Annotated in this window: 12 protein-coding genes; 6 read left to right on the forward strand and 6 right to left on the reverse strand. The window is 69.5% G+C overall.

Translation table 11 applies throughout. The features are described 5' to 3' along the window. Positions 1-39 precede the first annotated feature (39 nt). Positions 40-6,942, reverse strand: a complete 6,903-nt coding sequence (locus ACYQ1K_RS13145; protein WP_459983445.1) for an OmpL47-type beta-barrel domain-containing protein — start codon at positions 6,940-6,942, stop codon at positions 40-42. Between the two features lie 326 nt (positions 6,943-7,268). Here ACYQ1K_RS13145 and ACYQ1K_RS13150 point away from each other — a divergent pair, with 326 nt between their 5' ends. The 3 genes from ACYQ1K_RS13150 (at position 7,269) to ACYQ1K_RS13160 (ending at position 9,649) form a co-directional block, all read left to right on the forward strand. Then, a complete protein-coding gene (locus ACYQ1K_RS13150) occupies positions 7,269-9,020 on the forward strand; it encodes a SulP family inorganic anion transporter (protein WP_459983446.1) in 1,752 nt (583 codons plus the stop codon). Positions 9,021-9,134: 114 nt separating this feature from the next. Next, the gene (locus ACYQ1K_RS13155; RefSeq protein WP_459983447.1) at positions 9,135-9,464 is read left to right on the forward strand and encodes an STAS domain-containing protein; all 330 of its coding nucleotides are present in this window, start codon (positions 9,135-9,137) and stop codon (positions 9,462-9,464) included. Positions 9,465-9,520: 56 nt separating this feature from the next. Then, positions 9,521-9,649, forward strand: a complete 129-nt coding sequence (locus ACYQ1K_RS13160; RefSeq protein WP_459983448.1) for a hypothetical protein — start codon at positions 9,521-9,523, stop codon at positions 9,647-9,649. A gap of 72 nt (positions 9,650-9,721) precedes the next feature. Here ACYQ1K_RS13160 and ACYQ1K_RS13165 read toward each other — a convergent pair whose 3' ends face one another. From ACYQ1K_RS13165 to ychF, 4 genes are all read right to left on the reverse strand, one after another. Further along, complete coding sequence (locus ACYQ1K_RS13165; protein ID WP_459983449.1) at positions 9,722-10,228, reverse strand: hypothetical protein; 507 nt, start codon at positions 10,226-10,228, stop codon at positions 9,722-9,724. A 566-nt stretch (positions 10,229-10,794) separates the two neighbouring features. Continuing rightward, positions 10,795-11,058, reverse strand: coding sequence for a type II toxin-antitoxin system RelE family toxin (locus ACYQ1K_RS13170; RefSeq protein ID WP_459983450.1), 264 nt, complete (start codon positions 11,056-11,058; stop codon positions 10,795-10,797). Then, a complete protein-coding gene (locus tag ACYQ1K_RS13175; protein ID WP_459983451.1) occupies positions 11,059-11,340 on the reverse strand; it encodes a type II toxin-antitoxin system Phd/YefM family antitoxin in 282 nt (93 codons plus the stop codon). Positions 11,341-11,371: 31 nt separating this feature from the next. Beyond that, positions 11,372-12,445, reverse strand: a complete 1,074-nt coding sequence (gene ychF, locus ACYQ1K_RS13180) for a redox-regulated ATPase YchF (RefSeq protein ID WP_459983452.1) — start codon at positions 12,443-12,445, stop codon at positions 11,372-11,374. An 80-nt stretch (positions 12,446-12,525) separates the two neighbouring features. Between ychF and ACYQ1K_RS13185 the strand changes: the two genes are divergently transcribed. From ACYQ1K_RS13185 to ACYQ1K_RS13195, 3 genes are read left to right on the forward strand one after another with little or no spacing between them, the layout of a single operon-like run. Beyond that, positions 12,526-13,038, forward strand: coding sequence for a PH domain-containing protein (locus ACYQ1K_RS13185; RefSeq protein WP_459983453.1), 513 nt, complete (start codon positions 12,526-12,528; stop codon positions 13,036-13,038). Then, positions 13,035-14,570, forward strand: a complete 1,536-nt coding sequence (locus ACYQ1K_RS13190) for a PH domain-containing protein (RefSeq protein WP_459983454.1) — start codon at positions 13,035-13,037, stop codon at positions 14,568-14,570. Before ACYQ1K_RS13185 ends, ACYQ1K_RS13190 begins: the two co-directional genes overlap by 4 nt. Positions 14,571-14,620: 50 nt before the next feature. Further along, positions 14,621-15,028, forward strand: a complete 408-nt coding sequence (locus ACYQ1K_RS13195) for a VOC family protein (protein WP_459983455.1) — start codon at positions 14,621-14,623, stop codon at positions 15,026-15,028. Between the two features lie 10 nt (positions 15,029-15,038). Here the strand turns inward: ACYQ1K_RS13195 and ACYQ1K_RS13200 are convergent, their stop codons facing one another. Further along, complete coding sequence (locus ACYQ1K_RS13200; RefSeq protein WP_459983456.1) at positions 15,039-16,130, reverse strand: ABC transporter substrate-binding protein; 1,092 nt, start codon at positions 16,128-16,130, stop codon at positions 15,039-15,041. Positions 16,131-16,138 lie beyond the last annotated feature (8 nt).

Raw genomic sequence — 16,138 nt, forward strand, 5'->3', positions numbered from 1 at the left:
AGCCCCGCGTCCGCGACGCGGGGCCCCACGTAACGACTCTCAGCGCAGACCGATGGTGACGAAGTAGGTCTGCCCGTCGTCGAGAGTCACACCCACCCGCCAGTAGCTGCCGGCCTGGGTCTTGTCGGTCTTCCAGTTGTACTGGTACTGCGAGCCGTCCCAGGTGTAGGTGCCGCCGACCGACGCGGCTGCGGTGTACGCCGTCTCGTTGACCGCCGCTGTGGTGGCGCTGCCCTTGACCGGGTTCAGCCACTTCGGAGCGCTGCCTGCCGCGATGACCTGGCCGGCCGCGTTCTTGAGCTGGAACTTCATCGGAATCGTCTGCCCGGCGTTGAAGACGCTGGTCGACAGGCCCGTCTGGTGGGCGGTGTCGTTGACCGGCTGCAGGAACAGCGTGGCGCCGTATCCGTAGACCACCGTGTAGGTCGCCGTGGCCGTGCCCACGTTGCCGGCCTTGTCGGTCGCCGTCGCGGTGTAGGTGAAGGTGCCCACGCCGTTGGCGGTGCCCCCCGTCTTCGTGCCCGTCGCCGGGGCGGCCAGCCCGCTGGTGTCGTCGGTCGCACTCGGAGTGGCCGTGGGGACGGCGCCGATCGTGTACGTCGCTCCGTCCTTGATCCCGCCGATCGTGACACTCGGAGCGACGGTGTCGACGTTGATGCCGGTGACGGTCGTGGTGCCCTTGTTGCCGGCGTTGTCGACGGCCGTGCCCGTGACGGCGTTCGGGCCTTGGGCGGCGAGCGTCGCGTCCGGCTGGCAGCTGGCGATGCCACTGACGGCGTCCTTGCAGTCGAACTGCACGGTGACCGGAGCGTTGTACCAACCTGCGGCGTTCGGGCTGGTGGTTGCCTTGCCGGTGATCACCGGCGCCGTCTTGTCCACCAGGACGGTGACCGTGCCGGCGGTCTCGATGTTGCCGGCGTTGTCGACGCTCCAGTAGGCGACCTTGTGGGTGCCCTCGCTGGTGACGGCGACCGTGGTGCCGGTCTGCGTGGCACCGCCGTCCACCGCGAAGTAGGTGCCCGCGACTCCCGACAGGTTGTCGGTCGCGCTGAGCTTCACGGTGACGTCGCTGCTCTGCCATCCGCTCGGTGCGGTGGCGTGGGTGCTGGGCGCATGCCGGTCGATCTTGACGCCCGTGAGCGTCGTGCTGACCGTGTTGCCGGCGTTGTCCCTCACCGAGGCACTGGTCGACAGGGCGTCGCCCTCGCCGGTGATCGTGGTGTTCGCCGGATCGGCACCGTCGATGCCCGACAAAGAGTCGGCTGCGGACCACTTCACGGTGACGTCGCCGTTGTACCAGCCGTTGCCGTTGGGCGCCGTGGTGGCGGCACCAGACAGGGTCGGATCGGTCGTGTCGACGTTGATGCCCGTGATCGTGAAGGCGTCGCTGGTGTTGTCCGCCGCGTCGGTCGCAGTGCCGCCGACGCTCTGGTTCGCACCCTCGCCCAGCGTCTTGGCGGCGGGGCAGGACAGGACGCCGGAGAGGCCGTCCTGGTCGGCGCAGGTGAACGTCGCCGTGACGTCGGCGTTGAACCAGCCCTTGCCGTTGGCGCCGGCCGACAAGGTGCCGGTCACGGTGGGCTTCGTCTTGTCCACGTTGACCGTGGCCTCGTCGGTCGCCGAGTTGCCCGCCCTGTCCGTCGCCGTGCCCTCGACCTTCTGCGCTGCACCCTCGCCCTTGGTGACGGGTGCGGTGCACTCGGCGATCCCGGAGCCGCTGTCGGTGCAGGTGAACGTGACGGTGACGTCGCTGTTGTTCCACCGGCGCGCGTTGGGGGCCGGTGACAGCGTGTGGCTGATCCCGGGCGCCGTCTTGTCGATCTTGACCGCGATGTTCTTCTGGGCCTCGACGTTGCCGGCGACGTCGACGCTCCACACCTGAAGCGTGTGGATGCCTTCGGTGGCGATCGTGACGCTGGTGCCGGTGCCGGCGGGGTCCTTGTCGAGCTGGTAGTGCGTCGCCGCGACGCCCGAGAGGTTGTCGCTCGCCGTCAGCTTCACCGTGACGGCGCTGCTGCTCCAGTCGGAGACGTCCGAGACCGTCGTGCTCGGCGCGGTCCGGTCGATCTTGACGGGGGCGCTCATCGAGGAGGTCGCGTTGCCTGCCAGGTCACGGACCGAGGTGCCGGCGGTGAGGCCGGCGCCCTCGCCGTCGATGGTGCTGTCGGTCGGCGTCGGGCCGTCCAAGCCCGACAGGAGGTCGGCGGCGGTCCACCTGATGGTGACGTTGCCGTTGTACCAGCCGGCGCCGTTCGGGTCGGTGGTGGCGGCGCCTGTCAGCGTCGGCGCGGTCTTGTCGACGTTGATGGACCCGACGGTGGCGTCCTTGCTGTTTCCGGCGGTGTCGGTCGCGGTTCCCTCGACCGACTGCTCCTTGCCCTCGCCTAGCGTGGAGGGCGCTGGGCAGTGGGCGATGCCGGACAGGCTGTCGTGGCAGTCGAAGCTGACCGTCACGTCACCGGCGTACCAGCCGTTCAGGTTGGCGTCCCGGTCAGGGGCGCCCGTGATGGTCGGCTTGACGGTGTCGATGCTCACCCTCGCGTTGTCGGTCTGGGTGTTGCCGGCGTTGTCCACAGCCGTGCCGGGGACGGCCTGGTCCTGCCCGTCGGTGCTGACCTCCACCTCGGACGGGCAGCTCGCCACGCCGGAGAGTGCGTCGTCGCAGTGATAGCCGACCGTCACCGGGGTGTTGTTCCACCCCTTCGCGTTCGGGGCCGGGCTGACCGTGTGCCCGATGGTCGGCCGGGTGAGGTCGATCTTGACCGTCACGCTGTGCGGAGCCTCCGCGTTGCCGGCCTGGTCGACGCTCCAGTAGGTCAGCGTGTGGACGCCCTCGGTGTCGATGGCGACCGACTTGCCCCGTTGGGTGTCCCCGCCGTCGAGGGCGTAGTACGTCGCGTCGACGCCCGACAGGCCGTCGCTGGCATCCAGACTGACGGTGACCGCGCTGTTGTTCCAGCCGGCCGGTGCGTCGGCACCGGTGGTCGGGGCGGTGCGGTCGATGTTGACCGCGGCGCTGTCGGCGGTGGTGCTGTTGCCCGCGCGGTCGGCCACCGTGGCGGTGTCCACGAGGTGGCTGCCCTCTCCGGTGATCGTGGTGTTGGCAGGTTCGGTGGCGATGCCCGACAGACCGTCCTTGGCCGTCCACGCGATGGTGACGTCGCCGTTGTACCAATCGTTGTGGTTGGCCGCGACGGTCGGCGTGCCCGTCAGGGTCGGCGCTGTCATGTCGACGTTGATGCCATCCACGCCTGCGCTCGCGGTGTTGCCGGCGGCGTCGGTCGCGGTGCCCTCGGCCGACTGGTCGGCGCCTTCGCCGAGCGTCTTGTCCGGCGTGACCGAGTCGATGCCGGACAGGCTGTCCTTGCCGTCGAAGTGCACGGTGACGCCGGTGTTGTTCCAGCCGAGCGCGTTGGCGGCCGGGCTGCGGCTTCCGGTGATGGTCGGCTTGGTCTTGTCCAGGCTCACCGTGGCCGGGTCGGTCGCGAAGTTGCCCGCGTTGTCGGTCGCGGTGCCCGTGACCGACTGGTCCTTGCCCTCGGCGGTGACCGTCTGGGGCGCAGTGCAGCTCGCGACGCCGGAGAGGGTCGCCTGGTCGTCGCAGGTGAAGGTGACCGTGACGTCGGCGTTGTTCCACCCGTTGCCGTTGGCCCGAGGCGTGAGCGCGTGGGTGATGGTCGGGTTGCTCTTGTCAATCTGAACGGTGACCGTCTTCGCCTTCTCGACGTTGCCCGCCTTGTCGGTGCTGCCGTAGGCGATGGTGTGGGTTCCCTCGGCGTTCAGCGTGATCGTGGTGCCCGTCTGCTCGTCGCCGCCGTCCACGCTGTAGTGGGTGGCGTCGACTCCGGAGAGGGCGTCGTGCGGCGTCAGGGTGACGTTGACGCTGCTGTTGACCCAACCGCTCGGGGCGGAGACGGCGGTGCTCGGCGCGGTCTTGTCGATCTTCACCGGCTGGCTGGTGGCGGTGGTGGTATTGCCGGCCTTGTCCGAGACGGAGGCCGAGGCGGTCTGCGCCTCACCCTCGGTCGAGAGGACCGAGTCGGCGGGCTTGCTGCCGGCGAGGCCCGACAGGGCGTCGTCGGCTGACCATGTCTGCGTGACGTCGGTGTTGTACCAGCCGTTCGTGTTGGGGCTCGTGGTCGGGGCGGCGCTCAGGCTCGGCGCCGTCTTGTCCACGTTGATCCCGCTGACGGTTGTCGTGGCTGCGTTGCCGGCGTTGTCCGTGGCGGTGCCGTCGACGGACTGGTCGGCGCCCTCTCCGAGGTGCTGGGGACCGGTGACGGTGTCGATGCCGGAGAGGCCGTCCTCGCCCTCGAAGGACACCGTGACGTCGTCGGAGTACCAGCCGGCCCCGTTCGCAGCTCGGTCCGGTGCGCCGGTGATGGTCGGCGCAGTCTTGTCGATGTTGACCGTGGCCGTCGCGGACGTGGTGTTCCCCGCATTGTCTGCGGCGCTGCCGGTGACCTTCTGTGCCTTGCCCTCGGTGCTGACCTTCTGCGGGGCCGAGCACTCCGCGAGGCCCGACAGCGCGGTCTGGTCGGCGCAGGAGAAGCTCACGGCGACATCGGTGTTGTTCCAGCCGTGCGCATTCTGGTCGGGCGACTGGCTGGGCGTGATGCTCGGCGAGGACAGGTCCACCGACACCTTGAAGGTCTTCGCGTCCTCCCTGTTGCCCGCGTTGTCGGTCGACCAGTACGTCACGGTGTGCACGCCCTCGGCGCCGATCGTGACGGCGTCACCCGTGGCCGGGGTGTCGACGCCGTCGACGGCATAGGAGGTGGTGGCCACGTCGGAGAGATCGTCGGTCGCGTGCAGGCCCACGGTGACGGGCGCGTTCACCCACCCGCTGGGGACTCCGGTCGCCGACGTCGTGGGCGCGGTGCGGTCGATCTTGATGCCGTCGACAGTGGCGGTGGCGGTGTGACCGGCCTTGTCGGTGACGCTCGCCGAGGCGGACAGGTTGCCACCCTCACCCTTGACGACGGAGTCGACCGGGCAGACGACGACGCCGGAGAGGTTGTCGGCGCAGGTCCAGTGGACCGTGACGTCCCCGGTGAACCAGCCCTTGGCGTTCGGGGTGCCGACGACTTTGCCGGTAATGGTCGGTGCCGTCTTGTCGACGTTGACGGCCGGCGTCGTCACCGACGCGCTGTTGCCTGCGGCGTCGGTCGCAGTCGCGGTGTCGGTCTGCGCCGCGCCCTCACCGAAGGTGTGCGCCTTGTCCTGCGTCTTGACGCCAGAGAGCGCGTCGGTGGCCGTGTAGGTCGCGGTGACGTCGTCGCCGTACCAGCCGTAGGCGTTCGGCGCAGGGAGGGCGTCGACGGCGATGACCGGCTTGGTCTTGTCGATATTCACCGCGGCCGGGTCTGTCGCCGTGTTGCCCGCGTTGTCCTTCACGGTGCCGGTCACGATCTGCGCCGTGCCCTCGGTGGTGACCGTCTGCGGGTCGGTGCAGCTCGCGACACCGGACAGCGCGTCGGAGCAGGCGAACGTCACCGTCACGTTGGTGTTGTTCCAGCCGTCGGCGTTGGCCGCTGGGCTCTGGGTGTGCCCGATGGTGGGCGAGGTCTTGTCGATGCCGAAGGAGACGGTGTGGGCCGCCTCGATGTTGCCGGCCAGGTCGGTGCTCCAGAACTTCAGGGTGTGGTTGCCCTCGGCCGTCACCGGCACGCTCGTGCCGGCGGTCTGCGTGCCACCGTCGAGCTGGTAGAACGTCTTGTCGACGCCGGACAGACCGTCGTTCGCGACCAGAGTCAGGGTGACGTCGCTCTTGTTCCAGGCCGGCGGCGCGGTGACTGTGGTGTTGGGGGCCGTGCGGTCGATCTTCACCGGAGCGCTCTGCGCGTTCGTCGCATTGCCGGCCTTGTCGGTGGCGGTGGCGCTCGCGGTCAGCGCCGCGCCCTCCCCCGTGATCGTGCTGTTCGCCGGGTTAGACGTGCCCGACAGCGTGTCGGTGGCGGTCCACGCGACGTCGACGTCGCCCTTGTACCAGCCGGCGGCGTTCGGGTTCGTGGTCGGCTTGCCGGACAGGGTCGGGGCCACCTTGTCGATGTTGATGCCGCTCACCGTGGTGCTCGCGGTGTTGTCCGCGTTGTCAGTGACGGTGCCGGTGACCGACTGGTTCGCCCCGTTTGACGACAGGGTCGTCGGACCTGTCGACGACTTGACGAGTGAGGTGGCGTCCGACGGCGTGAACGAGACGGTCACGTCGGTGTTGTTCCACCCGTTCGCGTTGGCGGCGGGAGTGCGGGATCCGGTGATGGTCGGCGCCGTCTTGTCGAGCTTGACGGTCACCGAGCCGCTGCCGGTGTTGCCGACGTTGTCCGTGACGGTGGTGGTCTTCGTGACGGCGCCGTCCGCGGTCACCGAGTCGGTGGCCGGGGTGAGGGACTTGACGCCCGAGCCGCCGGTGTCGGCGCCGGTCCAGGTGATGGTGACGTCGGACTTGTTCCAGCCCGCGCCGTTCGGGGCGGGAGCCAGCGCGGCCGTGGCGGTCGGCGCCGTGTTGTCGAGGGTGTACGAGGCAGTCTGCAGGCCAAGGTTCGCTGTGCACTTGCCGTTGGTGTTGAACCCCTTCCAAGACTTCGTGGTGTAGGAGACGACCCCGGCGCCCGCGCCGGCGGTCAGCCACGGGTACGCAGATCCGCTGAACGTCCACCTGCTGGTGCCCTTGTCCGCGGTCTGGGTAGCGATCGTGGCGCCGCTGCCGTCGATGACATCGACGCACTGGGTGCTTGCGTCGGTGTCGACGGTCAGGGTCAGCGCGGCGCCCTGCTTCGCGTACACCGTTCCGTTCGTCGCAGTGAAGGTCCCGGCACCGCCGCTGAACACCGCGCTCGTGACATTGGCCGCGTTGACGGCCGGCAGGCTGACCCCGCTGATGACTGTTGCGAGGACTGCGACCAGCGCCAGCCTGGTCGGTCGACGAAACGCTGCATGCATGAACTGACCCCCGTTGAGACTCCCCCTGCGCCGGACTCTCGTCGCGGAGCCCCCCGGCCCCGTCCGCGCAGCGCCCCCCTCGAGGCGTGGACCCAGCGTGTGCGTCGTGTGTCCGATGACATAAGGGCTTCGTGACGATTTGACCCGAACGGACTATGTAAAATCCGCCAGTCGGCCCTCACGGCGGTCACTGCAGTCCCAGCGACCACATGCCGAGAGCCGGCGGGTCCCCCAGTTCGGGCGGTGCACATCGGCAGCCGGGATGATCTTCTCGGAGGAGGGCAGGTCCAGACGACCACGCGAGCCGGAGGGACGGGAGGGTCGGTGTGACAGCAGAGGCAGTCCCGCGTCTGGTCGCGCTCTCGCGTGCCCTCCCAGGCGTTGCCTCGCTCCGGGGATATCGGCCGGCGTGGTTCGGGAAGGACCTCGTCGCCGGGCTCGTGGTCACCACCCTTCTGATCCCGCAGGGGATGGCGTACGCCGAGCTGGCCGGCCTCCCCGTGATCACCGGGCTCTACACGACGATCCTCGCGCTCGTCGGCTACGCGCTGTTCGGGCCGTCCCGTGTCCTGGTGCTCGGGCCCGACTCCTCACTCGGCCCGATGATCGCTGCGACCGTCCTGCCGCTCGTGGCGACCGACGGCAGCCCGCAGGCCGCGGTCGCCTACGCCTCGGTGCTCGGGCTGATGGTGGGCGCCATCACCGTGCTCGCGGGTGCGTTCAAGCTGGGGTTCGTCGCCGACCTGCTCTCGAAGCCGACACAGATCGGCTACATGAACGGCCTCGCGCTGACCATCCTGGTCGGCCAGCTCCCCAAGCTCTTCGGGTTCTCGGTCGAGGGAGACCACCTCCTCGATGAGGCGGTCAACTTCACGAAGGCCGTCGCCAACGGCGAGACGGTCGGCGCCGCGCTCGCCGTCGGCCTCGCCTGCCTCGCGCTCATCCTCGTGCTGCAGCGGCTGTGGCCGCTGTTCCCGAGCGTCCTGGCCGCCGTCGTGCTCGCGATCGCGGCGGTCGGGGTCTTCGACCTCGACCAACACGGGGTCTCTCTCGTCGGCGTGCTTCCCTCAGGCTTCCCGCCCTTCACGATCCCGACGGTGCCGTTCGGGGACGTGGGTCTCCTGTTCGCCGGCGCACTCGGCATCGCCCTGGTGTCCCTCACCGACACGATCTCGACCGCCTCGGTGTTCGCCGACAAGACGGGCACCGAGATCGACGGGAACCGCGAGATGGTCGGTGTCGGGGCCGCCAGTCTGGCTGCAGGCCTGTTCCAGGGGTTCCCGGTCAGCACCAGCGGCTCGCGCACGGCTGTCGCCTTCCAGAGCGGGTCTCGCACGCAGGTCACCGGTCTAGTCGGCGCGACGGCGATCGTGGCGATGCTGCTCTTCGCCCCGGGCCTGCTGCGCAACCTCCCTCAGCCGGCGCTCGCGGCCGTCGTCATCGCCGCGTCCCTCTCGCTCGCCGACATCGCCGGGCTTCGCCGGCTCCGCCGCCAGCGCCGGTCCGACTTCATCCTCGCCGTCGTGGCCTTCCTCGGCGTGGCGCTGCTCGGCGTGCTGCCTGGCATCGCGGTCGCCGTCGGCATGTCCATCCTCAACGTGTTCCGGCGGGTCTGGTGGCCCCATCAGGCGATGCTCGGACGGACCAGCGACCTCAGCGGCTACCACGACACGGCTTTCCGAGAGACCACTGAGCACCTGCCCGGCCTGGCCATCTACCGGTTCGACGCTCCCCTGCTGTTCGCGAACGCGCGCACCTTCCGCGACCAGGTACGCCGCCTCGCCGCGCTCGACCCCCACCCCCGGTGGATCATCATCGCGGCCGAGCCCATCACCGACGTCGACACGACGGCCGCCGACATGCTCGAGGACCTCGAGGGCGATCTGGAGCGAGCAGGCACACGTCTGGTCTTCGCGGAGATGAAGGACGCGGTGCGGCACAAGATGGAGAGCTACGAGCTCGCACGGACTCTCGGCGACGATCACTTCTTCCCCACGATCCGCACCGCGGTGGAGGCGTATCAGAAGGCACACCACGCCATCTGGGTGCCTGGTCCCAGCCCGTACCGCCTCGACTGAGTGTCGCGCGTCCAGATCACCCTCAGGGGTGAGATAGCCTCGTTGAAGGACGACCAGTCGACGACTGCGCACGCCTCCCGCAGGGGCGCACGAATCCAACCGAGGAGAGTGACCGTGCCAGGTGCGAGTGGCCCGAACCTCGCCATCGCGACATCGGTCGACCCTCACGCGACCGTCGTCGAGGTCTCCGGAGAGCTCGACACCGAGACCAGCCCGCTGCTGCGACGTGCGGTCGAGGAGGCGATCGCCGTACGGCCGGCGACGCTCGTGCTCGACGTCCAGCAGCTCTCGTTCATGGACTCCTACGGGATCGCTTGCCTGATCGGGGCGCGCAAGCTGCTCGCCTCTCGCGAGATCCCCCTGACCGTACGATGCGGGAATGGCACTCCTGCGGCACGGTTGCTGACCATCGCGGGACTGAGCCACGTGCTCGACCTGAGCTGAGAAGCCCCTCTCACCTCGAGGCCGCGCGCTCGGCCGACAGGCGGGAGGTGCTCGACGTGACCATCGGCGCAACCGCGTGCCCTGAGGGCGAGCATGAGTGGGTCCTGCGCTCCGTCGAGTTCGACGACGGCGAGGCGGTCCAGCTCTTCGAATGCGTGACCTGCTCGGCGGTGGACATCCGCTGAGAGCGACGACTGTTCACGCGCTGCATCTATCACGCAGGGCGTGTTGGTTGGCGAGGCAGCTGTCCACGGACCTCATCCGATCATGTACGCCATGCCGCGCCCGTCGTCAACGAGACCCTCGGCGAACGTCCGCGCTCGATTCAAGAAGTGCAGCGCATACGCCACATCTTCAGGCGTGTTGCCTAGGTGACCGAGGCACGTTGCGGCCATGTGGTCCGTGACGACGGCAAGGTCACGCGCAACTTCGGCCATCTCCGCCGAAGCGAGCGCGCGATACCACGGGATCCACCCCTCCCTGCGCATCGTCACGCGGCCCTCGAACATGCGGTACGCCGGCCGCGCCGGCGTCGTGGCTGATGGCGGCCCGGTGATCTGCTGGAGGTATCGCCAGGCCTTGTCGAGATAGAGCATGTCTCTCTCGGGCACCGCCTGCTTGAACGTCACGGCCGCCACCGACGCGTGCGGCTCGAAGCCCCACGCGTCGGAAAGCGGATCGCTCGAGATGATTCCTCGCGGATCTCCCAGTGCTTGGTCCTCTTGATCCCGCTCGAACGCGTATGCGTAGTACCTGATGCCCATGGGACGACCATCGCTCGCCGAGCGTGGGATCGAAAGGGCAGATCTTCGCGCTGGGGAAAAGACTCCGCCGGTCGTCGGGCACGCCCTCGATCAGGTGGATCAGACTTGCGAACTATTTGCGGACTGCGGGGTCACGACACGAGCCCTCTGGCGAGGGCGGCGTCGAACAGCGTCGCGACCTGCACGGCCCTTCGGTCGCCGCGGCCCCCACCGGCTTCGCCTCGTAGCGGTACTGATTGCGGGCGCGTCGTAGGCGGTCGAACTCGCGCGCCGCCCTCTCCGCCGGCGGCTGTCCAAGACGGCTCGCATTTAACGGCCCAGTGAGTCAAAGCCACGGCAGCTCCCCGATCACCGGTACCGCCGGGCCGCTGCGCACGTTTCTCGCCGCCGGGTTGGCCACCTACGGCCGACCGCTCAAGACCCCACCCGCAAGCTGCCGCTCGGCTGTTCGTCGAGGCCAACGCGGCTGCTGGCGAATGGCTGGCGAATGAGGGCCTCGCTACAGACGGCCGACCTACGCGGATGCCCCTTCATCAGACGTTGAAGCGGAACTCCACCGGGTTCCGTCACGAATAGGCGTCACGGCGGTGACGGATCGTGATCACCCGAACAACGATGCGGTCCTCGTGAATCTCGTAGATCACGCGAAATTCGCCCCGGCGTGCCGCATGCCGCCCGGTCATCTCGTCCCGCAATGCCTTACCCACGCGATGAGGGTTTTCCGCAAGCGGTCCTAGGATGAACGCCCAGCAGGCAGCGGCCACGGTCTCAGGAAGGTCCTCCGAGAGCGCTCGCCGAGCACGGCGCGTCAACTCAACGCGATACGGCACTTACTTGAGGATCCCGCGGGCGCGCAGCTCGGCCTCAACCTCGTCTGCGGTGTACACCCTGCCTGCCGCGATGTCCTCATCGGCCTCGCGGATGTCGGCCATGGTGGCCGCGTCGCCCAAGATGTCGAGCGTCTCGATGAGTGAGTCGTAGTCGTCGGCGCTCATGAGCACCGCGGCTCGCCGTCCGTTCTTGGTGACCTCGACCCGCTGATGGGTGCGCTCAGCCTCCTCGACCAACTTCGAGAGGTTGGCGCGCACCTCGGCGATCGGCAGGGTGGTCACGTACAGAATTCTAGCGCGAATCTCGACGAGACTACACGTTGAATCTGAACTCCACGACGTCGCCATCGGCCATGACGTAGTCCTTGCCCTCCATGCGCACCTTGCCGGCCTCGCGGGCCTTGACCATCGAGCCGGCAGCCACCAGGTCGTCGTAGGAGACGATCTCGGCCTTGATGAAGCCCTTCTGGAAGTCGGTGTGGATGACGCCCGCGGCCTCCGGAGCCGTGGCGCCCTTCCGGATCGTCCAGGCGCGGGCCTCCTTCGGGCCGGCCGTGAGGTAGGTCTGCAGGCCGAGGGTGTCGAAGCCCACGCGGGCCAGCACCTCCAGACCCGGCTCAGCCACACCGGCGTCGGCGAGGAACTCGGCCGCCTCGTCGTCGGAGAGCTCGACGAGCTCCGACTCGAGCTTGGCGTCGAGGAAGATCGCCTCGGCCGGCGCCACCAGCTCGCGCATCTTCGCCTTGAGCGACTCGTCGGCCAGCTCGTCGGTGTCGCAGTTGAACACGTAGATGTAGGGCTTGGCCGTCAGCAGCGACAGCTCCTTCAGCAGAGCGCGATCCAGCGACGTCGCCATGATCGGCGTCCCGGCCTCCAGCGCCGCCTTCGCTGCGTGGGCGGCCTCGACGACCGGCGCCAGCTCCTTCTTGTTGCGAGCCTCCTTCTCCAGGCGCGGGATCGCCTTCTCGACCGTCTCGAGGTCGGCGAGGATCAGCTCGGTCTGGATGGTGGAGATGTCGTTGCCCGGGTTGACCTCGCCGTCGACGTGGGTGACGTCGTCGTCGCGGAAGACGCGCGTGACCTGGCAGATCGCCGCGGACTCGCGGATGTGGGCGAGGAACTTGTTGCCGAGCCCCTCTCCCTGCGAGGCGCCGCGCACGATGCCGGCGATGTCGACGAACTCGACGGTGGCGGGGAGCACGCGCTCGGAGGCGAAGATCTCGGCGAGCCTGTCCAGGCGGGGGTCGGGCACGCCGACGACACCGACGTTCGGCTCGATCGTCGCGAACGGGTAGTTCGCCGCGAGCACGTTGTTCTTGGTCAGCGCGTTGAAGAGCGTGGACTTGCCCGCGTTGGGCAGGCCGACGATGCCGATGGTGAGAGCCACGTCGGGCAATCCTAGGTGGGTACGCCGTGGGGTGCCGCATCCGCGGCCGAAGCGTCAGCGCCCTGTGCAAGGCTCGGGCCGTGAGCACGTCCCCCCTCGCCCTGCGCCAGCCGACACACCCGGTGTCGCCGCGCGCGCCCGCCTACTGGCGGGTGCGGGCCGCCCTCGGGGCCGTCGTCATGTGGGCGCTCGCCCTCGCGCTGCTCGCGACGGCCGTCCTGGCCGCCGGCGGCTGGTGGAGCGTCCTGCTGTGGCTCGGAGTGGTGCTGCTCGTCGTGGCGCCCGTGCCGTGGCTGACGGTGGCACCGCGGATCCGCTACGCCGTGCATCGCTGGGACGTCACCGACATCGCCGTCCACGTGCGCCATGGCTGGCTCAGCCGGACCGACGAGATCGTCCCGCTCTCGCGCGTGCAGACAGTCGACTCCACCCAGGGACCACTGATGCGCGCCTTCGGGCTGCGCAGCGTCACCGTGCAGACGGCCTCGAGCGCGGGGGCCGTCGCCATTGCGTGCCTCGACGACGCCGTCGCACAGGAGGTCGTCGCCCGACTGGTGACCATCACGGCGGCCACGCCCGAGGACGCCACATGACGGACCAGATGGCGGACCAGACGGGCGGTGGGACGGAGGGCGGGACCGGCACGAGCTCGGTCCGCGGGCCGGGGCCTGTAACGGCGCCGTGGCAGCGACTCGACCCTCGCACGCTGGCCACGCAGCCCGTGGCGACCGTCGCCAAGGCGATCGTCCCGGCCCTCGCCTGGCTCGTCGGAGGTGGCTCTGCCATCGGGTTCAACGTCGTCGTGCCGATCTCGGTCGCCGCCGTCCTCCTCGTCGGCGCGATCCCGTGGCTGACCACGACCTACCGCGTCACGGGCACCCACCTGGAGGTGCGACGCGGCCTGCTCAACCGCACGACCGTGACGGCCCGGCTGGACCGCGTGCGCAGCGTCGATCTGGAGTCCGACGTCGTGCATCGCCTCCTCGGCGTCGCCAAGGTGGCCGTCGGCACCGGTGTCGACGAGAGCCGGCTGGAGCTGGACTCACTCGGGATGGCGGAGGCGGAGCGACTCCGGGTCGCGCTCCTCCACGGCACCCGCCCCGCCGATGAGCCGGAGGCCCCCGCCCCGCCGCAGGTCGTCGTGCAGCTCGACTGGTCCTGGGTGCGGTTCGCTCCCCTCAACGTCGGCAACCTCGCCATCGCGGTCGCCGCCTTCGGCGCGCTGGCCAGCCAGTTCGACAACCTCATCGATGAGCGCGAGGTGGAGACCATCTGGCACTGGCTCAGCGGAGCGAACGTCGCGCTGCTCAGCGGAGGGGTGCTGGCTGCTGGGGTGCTTCTCTGGGTGCCTCTGTCCTGCCTCGGCTATGCGGTCCGCTGGTTCGGGCTTCAGGTCGTTCGCGAGCAGGGCAAGGAGGGGCCGACGCTGCGCCGGGTCCACGGCGCCCTCACCAGGCGTGCGACGACGATCGAGGAGGCGAAGGTCCGCGGCGCCGTCGTACGGCGAAAGGCGCTGGTCGGCCTCGCTCGCGGCGCCGAGCTGCACGTGCTCACGACCGGCCTCGAGGACAACGAGACCCACCTCCTGCCGTCGGCGCCGCGCGAGGTGGTGCTGGACGTCGCTGCCGAGGTCCTGGGTGAGCGGGCGGCCGTCGCGTGTCCCGTCACCGCGCATGGCCGGGCGACGCGACGTCGCTACCGCTTCCGGGCGCTGCGTGACGCGACGGTCGCGGCACTCGCCACGGCCGTCCTTGCCTCGCTGCTCACCCACTGGGGCCTCGAGGTGCCGAGGTGGCTCCCGCTCGCCGTGCTCGTCGTTGCGGCTCCGCTCACCCTGGCGAGCGCCGCGCTGCGCTACCGCCGGCTGGGCCATGCCCTCACCGCGCGCTACCTGGTGAGCGCCACCGGCACGCTCACCGCCGTTCGCACCGCGCTCGAGACCGAGGGGATCGTGGGCTGGCGGTTGCACCAGTCCTTCTGGGACCGTCGGCGCGGACTGGCGCAGCTGACGGCAACCACTGCCGCTGGCCACGAGCAGGTGCTGGTGCCCGATGTCCCGATCGGCGAGGCCGTCGCGCTTGCGGCCGCCGCGACGCCCCGCATGCTGGAGGACTTCCTGGCCTGAGTCCCGGAAACGCAGTCGCGGCCGGCGGCCCCACACGCCAGGGTGTGACCATGACCGTGTCGATCAACAACATCACCTTCGACTGCGCCGACGCCCGCAAGGTCGCCGACTTCTGGGCGGCTCTGCTCGGTTGGCAGGTCTTCTACGACGACGACCCGGAGGTGCTGGTCGCGCCGCACTTCCCAGCGCCCGGCGTGACCACACTGCTGTTCATCCCGGTCCCCGAACCCAAGAGCGTCAAGAACCGGGTCCACCTCGACCTCGAGCCGACCGACGCCACGCGGGACGAGCAGGTGGAGCAGGCCGTCGCTCTCGGAGCGACGCTGGTCGCCGACCACCGCAAGCCCGACGGCAGCGGCTGGGTGACGCTGGCTGACCCGGAGGGAAACGAGCTGTGCGTCGAGCGGTCGTCGACCGAGCGCTCCGCACCCGGCCCCAAGGCCTGGCGACTCGGCTGACCGACGACGATCAGGGCGCCGGCCAGATCACTGTGCCGTCCGCACCGACCACAGCGTCGCTGAATGAGCTGTCGAACCAGCCGGCCGCCTGGGAGGGGGTGACCTTCACGCCGCCGTACTGCGTGACGACGCCCGCGAGCTTGGCGACGTTGCGGGCGTCGATCGAGCCGAACCTGCCCGGCAGCGGGTTGTCGGCGACGACCTTCGTCTCGGTCTGCCAGACCTTCGTCTCGTGCTGGGGGTCGGAGTCGGCGCCGGCCCGGTCGTGCTGGAAGCCGATGCACTGCTCGATGTGCGAGGCGTCGGCGCAGTACTGGTAGGCCTTGAACGCGGCCCGCAGGAAGTCCTGGGCGGCGGTCGGATGCTTCGCGAGGAAGTCGGGGTTGGCGGCGAAGGCTCCGAGCGAGCCGGGGACGCCGAAGTCCTGGGGCTCCCACACCTTGGCCGGCGTCCCGGCTGCCGCGAGCTGGAGCGGCTCGTTGGAGATGAAGCCGACCAGCGCGTCGACCTGCCCGCGCGGCAGGATCGTGGGGTCGTAGCCCACCTTGACCTCCTTGAGATCACCCTGCTTCAGCCCGGCCTTGTCGAGCATCGCGGAGACCCCGACCGGCACCCAGCCCTTCTGCCCGAGCGTCTTGCCCTTGAGCTGAGCGAGGTCGGTGACGGTCGGCATCGTCATGAGGATGTCGAGCCCTGCGTCGGAGTACGACGAGATGCCGGTGATCCGCAGCCCGTTGGCGTTCGCGGTCATCGTGTCCTGCTGCGAGAGGCCGCCGACCTGGACGCGACCGCTGGCGAGCAGCTTGCTGTTCTGGCTGACGTCGCCCGACCCGGGTTGGAGCTCCACGTCGAGGCACAGGTCCTTGAAGTAGCCGAGCTTGTCGGCGGCGATGACCTCGAGGATCGAGGCGGAGGCCTGCCAGTAGTAGCCGGAGAGGTAGGTCACCTTCCCGGCCGCCTTGTTGGCCTCGCAGCGCTTGGCCGAGATGGCGGAGCCCTGCTTCCCGGCCGACCCGTCGCTGCCGCTGCCGCAGCCGGCCAGGGCGAGCGACGCGACCACGACCGCGGCCACGGCGCCGAGGCGTGCACGGGCTCTTCTCATGGACTTCT

The sequence above is a fragment of the Nocardioides sp. AN3 genome (assembly GCF_054653495.1).